This window comes from Zavarzinia sp. (assembly GCF_049306435.1).
In the GTDB taxonomy this organism is placed as follows: Bacteria; Pseudomonadota; Alphaproteobacteria; order Zavarziniales; family Zavarziniaceae; genus Zavarzinia.
Map to the genome: position 1 here is coordinate 1 of NZ_JBAQRT010000168.1, position 4,061 is coordinate 4,061.

Consider the following 4,061-nt stretch of genomic DNA (forward strand, 5'->3'; position numbering starts at 1 on the left):
ATCCGCCCTCGCTGATCGCCGACGCTTCGGCGATCCGGCGCCATTTCGGCTGGGCGCCACGCCATTCCGACGTCGACACGATTGTTCGCACCGCCTTCGCCTGGCACGCCGCCGAGGCGAAGGCCGACGCCGTTTCCTGAATATCCTGCATCGGGGATGTCATGCGGACGGCATGAAATCCTCGCGACCGCCTGGGCCGGCCTCGTCCGGCCGGTGAACCCCCGAGCGCCTCAGCGCCGCGTATCGATCTCGACCGTGTAGTCGAGGGTCGAGGTGATCACCGTGCCGTCGAACCAGAACCCCCCCTCGACCGGCATGGTCGCTTCCTGGGTGGGGGCGGCGCAGAGCGCGACATGGCCATCGGCCACGGGCAGGCCGTGGGTCGGATCGAAGCCGGTCCAGCCGAAGCCGGGCAGGAAGACTTCGGGCCAGGCATGAAGATGACGCTGGCCGTCGACGCTTTCGGCCTGCGCCTGGTAACCGCTGACGAACCGCGCGGGGATGCCGAAGCCCCGGCAGCAGGCCATGAACAGAACCGTCAGGTCGCGGCAGGCGCCGGTCGCCGTCGCCAGCGTCTCGGCCGGCGAACGGGCGTCGCCCTCGAGGCGGACGCGGCGGTCGGTCCTTCCGTGGAGCGTGTGGTTCAGGTGGTGCAGGAAGCCCAGGGCATCCCCCCCGACATCGGCCAGCAGTCCATTGGCGAAGGCGGCGACCGTGGGCTCCGGCGCGCTGTCGTCAAGATAGGGCGCAAACTCCGCCCCGGCATAAGCGCCCCACCACGGCAGCGGCGACAGGAAAAGGCCGACCGGCGCGGGCGGTGGCACGACTTCGATCTCGAAACGGCTTTCGATGCTCAGATGATCGGTCGCCATATCGGGGAATTCGAGGTTGATCAGGCCATTGCCGAAGCCATCGAAGCCATCCCGCCGCGACCAGGGCCGCGGCTCGATCAGAAATTCCTGCCACGCCTGAAAGCCCCCCAGGGCGCGGGGCGTCAGGCGCAAGACATGGGGCGCGAGCCGGATCGGCACCGAATAACGGTAAAGGGTTCGGTGACGGACGAAGAAACGCATCCACGGATCCCGCAACAAGCAACCGCCATCTCAGGCGCCGAAGACCGACGATAGCGGCGGCGGCGGCGATTGTCGCGGAAACTCGTGGCGAAGCCGGCGATCAGCGCGGCGAGCGAGGGCGCCGGGCTTTGGGCAGGGATTTGTCCGCCTCCCGCAACGCGCGCATGGCACGGTCGGCTTCGGTGTGGCGCTCGGCCTTACGTTTCGCATCGAAGATTTCATATTGCTTCTCCGCGTGCGCTTTGGCCGTGTCCATCCCGATGCTGCCGCCGGAGGTCAGGACGGCGCGTCCCAGCTGGCTCAACTGCCGTTCGAGGAGGCGGGTGGCGTCGGCCATGATCACCAGGCGTCCGAGCTCGAGCTGATCTTCGAAAATGTCGAGGATGATGCCGGTCAGCCTGTTCAGCTCCTTGATCTCGGTGTCGCCGAGATAGTTCTTCGAGACCGTGACGTCATCCTTCCTGATGTTGTCGTTCGGCCAATTCGTGAGGCCCATGTCCGGGGCATGGCCGTCCGCGCGGCTGGCCATGATCTCGGCGGGAGTCTGCGACGTCACCGCGTAGACCAGTTTCGCCTGTGTATGCTGGAAGAACGCCCGGGCGGCTTCGGTCTTGCCGTCATAGTCCTGGCACATCGCGCAGATTCTGCGCAGTTCCCGGTAAAGATTGGCTTCGTCGGACCGGATGTCCCGGATGATCTCGCGAAGCTCGGCGATACGATCCGCGTTGTCGGGCTGCTTGAGGCGGGCCGAGTCGACGGCGAAGCCCTTGCGCGCATATTGGACCAGAACGCTCGTCGCCCAGCGGCGGAACACCGTCGCCTGGGCGGACGACACCCGGTAACCAACAGAGATCACCATGTCGAGGCTGTATATGATTGCGGGTCGACCGGAGGTTGTTTGCACTTTTTGCAAAGAAGTCGCCTCGTCGAGTTCTCCTTCCTCGATCACATTCGCGATATGCCTTGAAATCGTTGAAACATCGCGGCCGAAAAGCTGACTGATCTGAGCCTGCGTCATCCACAGGCTTTCGCCCGCGAAGCGGATGTCCATCCGAAGGCCCTTCTCGGTCTGGTAGACGAGAAACCGATCTCCGGTATCCACATCCTCGACAAGACGAACCGGTTCGCTGTGATCATCGCCCATGGGTCACCGCCGCTCGCATGAATGAGAACATTGTGGCAACAAATGGGGCGATATGAAAGGAAGAGTTGGCGGCATCCACCGCGATGCACGCGGGCGATCCGCTGCAGCATCCCTGGTTGGTGTGGGGAGTCCGGGCAAAAATACTTGGAAAGCCATCAACCTGGTGATGGCTTGGCGTCCCCAAGGGGATTCGAACCCCTGTTACCGCCGTGAGAGGGCGATGTCCTAGGCCTCTAGACGATGGGGACCAGAGCCGGGAGGCGGGTTAATAGCCGCTCCCGGCGCTTCGATCAAGTATTTTCTGACGTGGTCGGCAGGGCGGCGGCGAGCAGGGCGTCGACGGTGGCGAGATCGGTGTCGAAGGCGGTGACGAAGCGGTAGAGGCCGGCTTCAGTCTCCGGGTCGGCGGGCGGCGCGCCCCAGGGGTAGAAGTGGAAACCGGCGCGCAGCAGGCGGTCGGCGATGTCGAGCGGCAGGCGGACGAACAGTTCGTTGGCGTCGACCGGATGGTCGAGATCGACACCCGGCAGGTCGATGAGGCCAAGGGCGAGGCGCCGCGCCGCTTCATTGGCATGGGCGGCGTTCTTCAGCCACAGGTCGTCGTCGAGATAGGCGAGAAGCTGGGCCGAGAGGAAGCGCATCTTCGAGAACAGATGGCCCGCGCGCTTGCGCCGGAACAGGAAATTCTCGGCAGCAGCGGGGTCGAAGAAAATCACCGCCTCCGCCGCCAGGGCGCCGTTCTTGGTCGCGCCGAAGGACAGGGCCTCGACCCCGGCCTTCCAGGTCGCCTCGGCCGGCGTGCAGCCGAGGCTGGCGATGGCATTGGCGAAACGGGCGCCGTCCATGTGCAGGCGCAGCGACTCGGCCCGGCAGAAGGCGGCGATGTCGGCGATCTCGGCCGGGCTGTAGACCGTGCCGCATTCGCTCGCCTGGGTGATGGTGACGGCGGCGGGCTGGACCTGATGCTGATCGCCCCGGCGGATGGGGGCGATGCGGGCGGCGAGGGCGACCGGGGTCAGTTTGCCGTCCGGCGCGGGCACCGTCATGATGCGGGCTCCGGTCATCGCCTCGACCGCGCCGCATTCGTCCACCTCGACATGGGCTTCCACCCCGGCGAGCACGCCGCCCCAGGGCGGGGTCAGGGCCGACAGGGCGAGGGCATTGGCCGCCGTGCCGGTCGCGACCGGAAAGACCGCGACCTCGCGCTCGAACACTTCGGACAGGCGCCGCGTCAGGGCTTCGGTGATCGGATCGGCGCCATAGGCCGGCATGGGGCCGGCGGCGGCGGCTTCCGCCAGGGCGGCGACGATCTTCGGATGGGCGCCGGTCACATTGTCGGACGAGAAATTCATGAACAAACCTCGAGATACGCTTCGCCAAACCCGTCCGGTCCCGGCCACCAGGCGCGGCACGTGCCGTCCGCCCCGATGATGAGCCAGACCAGGGCGTGATCATAGGCGCCTTCCCGGTCGCGGGGCGAGGGGATGGGCGCGCTGGTGGGATGGGAATGATAGAGCCCGACGATGCGCCGGCCCGCCGCCCGCGCCTCCCGCTGCAGCTTCAAGTGCAGGGCGGCGTCGATCTCGAAGGCATCGAGTCGGCCGGGGGCGGCCAGATTGGGCGAGGGCAGGGCTTCGTCGACCAGGGTCGCTGTCCGTAAGCCGGAAGCGCTTTCCTCGTCGTCATCCCGGCGAAGGCCGGGATCTTGGGCCGGCACGGGCGCCTCCTCCGGCCAAAGGCCCCGGCCTTCGCCGGGGCGACGAGTTTCAGGGGGCAACCCTTCGGCGGCGGGGCCGAGCAGGAAACCGCAGGCCTCGCGCGGGCGCTCGGCCGCGGCATGGGCG

Annotated in this window: 4 protein-coding genes and 1 tRNA gene; all 5 read right to left on the reverse strand. The window is 66.9% G+C overall.

The features are described from left to right. Positions 1 to 230 precede the first annotated feature (230 nt). Positions 231 to 1,073, reverse strand: a complete 843-nt coding sequence (locus WAZ62_RS09230) for a transglutaminase family protein (protein WP_422643233.1) — start codon at positions 1,071 to 1,073, stop codon at positions 231 to 233. A 100-nt stretch (positions 1,074 to 1,173) separates the two neighbouring features. Then, positions 1,174 to 2,217: a RhuM family protein gene (rhuM, locus tag WAZ62_RS09235; RefSeq protein WP_422643234.1), complete on the reverse strand. Its 1,044-nt coding sequence runs from the start codon at positions 2,215 to 2,217 to the stop codon at positions 1,174 to 1,176. Between the two features lie 172 nt (positions 2,218 to 2,389). After that, positions 2,390 to 2,465 (reverse strand) — tRNA-Glu (locus WAZ62_RS09240). A gap of 42 nt (positions 2,466 to 2,507) precedes the next feature. After that, entirely contained in the window at positions 2,508 to 3,569 is a 1,062-nt protein-coding gene (locus WAZ62_RS09245) for a threonine aldolase family protein (protein ID WP_422643235.1), read from the reverse strand. Next, positions 3,566 to 4,061, reverse strand: a 496-nt coding sequence (locus WAZ62_RS09250; RefSeq protein ID WP_422643236.1) for a M67 family metallopeptidase, incomplete at its 5' end; no start/stop codon positions are given. The genes WAZ62_RS09245 and WAZ62_RS09250, both read right to left, overlap by 4 nt.

What these genes read in the sequence shown, in the direction of transcription:
- WAZ62_RS09230 (WP_422643233.1), bottom strand. Translation starts at nt 1,073, where the DNA reads ATGCGTTTCTTCGTCCGTCACCGAACCCTTTACCGTTATTCGGTGCCG.
- rhuM (WP_422643234.1), bottom strand. Translation starts at nt 2,217, where the DNA reads ATGGGCGATGATCACAGCGAACCGGTTCGTCTTGTCGAGGATGTGGAT.
- WAZ62_RS09245 (WP_422643235.1), bottom strand. Translation starts at nt 3,569, where the DNA reads ATGAATTTCTCGTCCGACAATGTGACCGGCGCCCATCCGAAGATCGTC.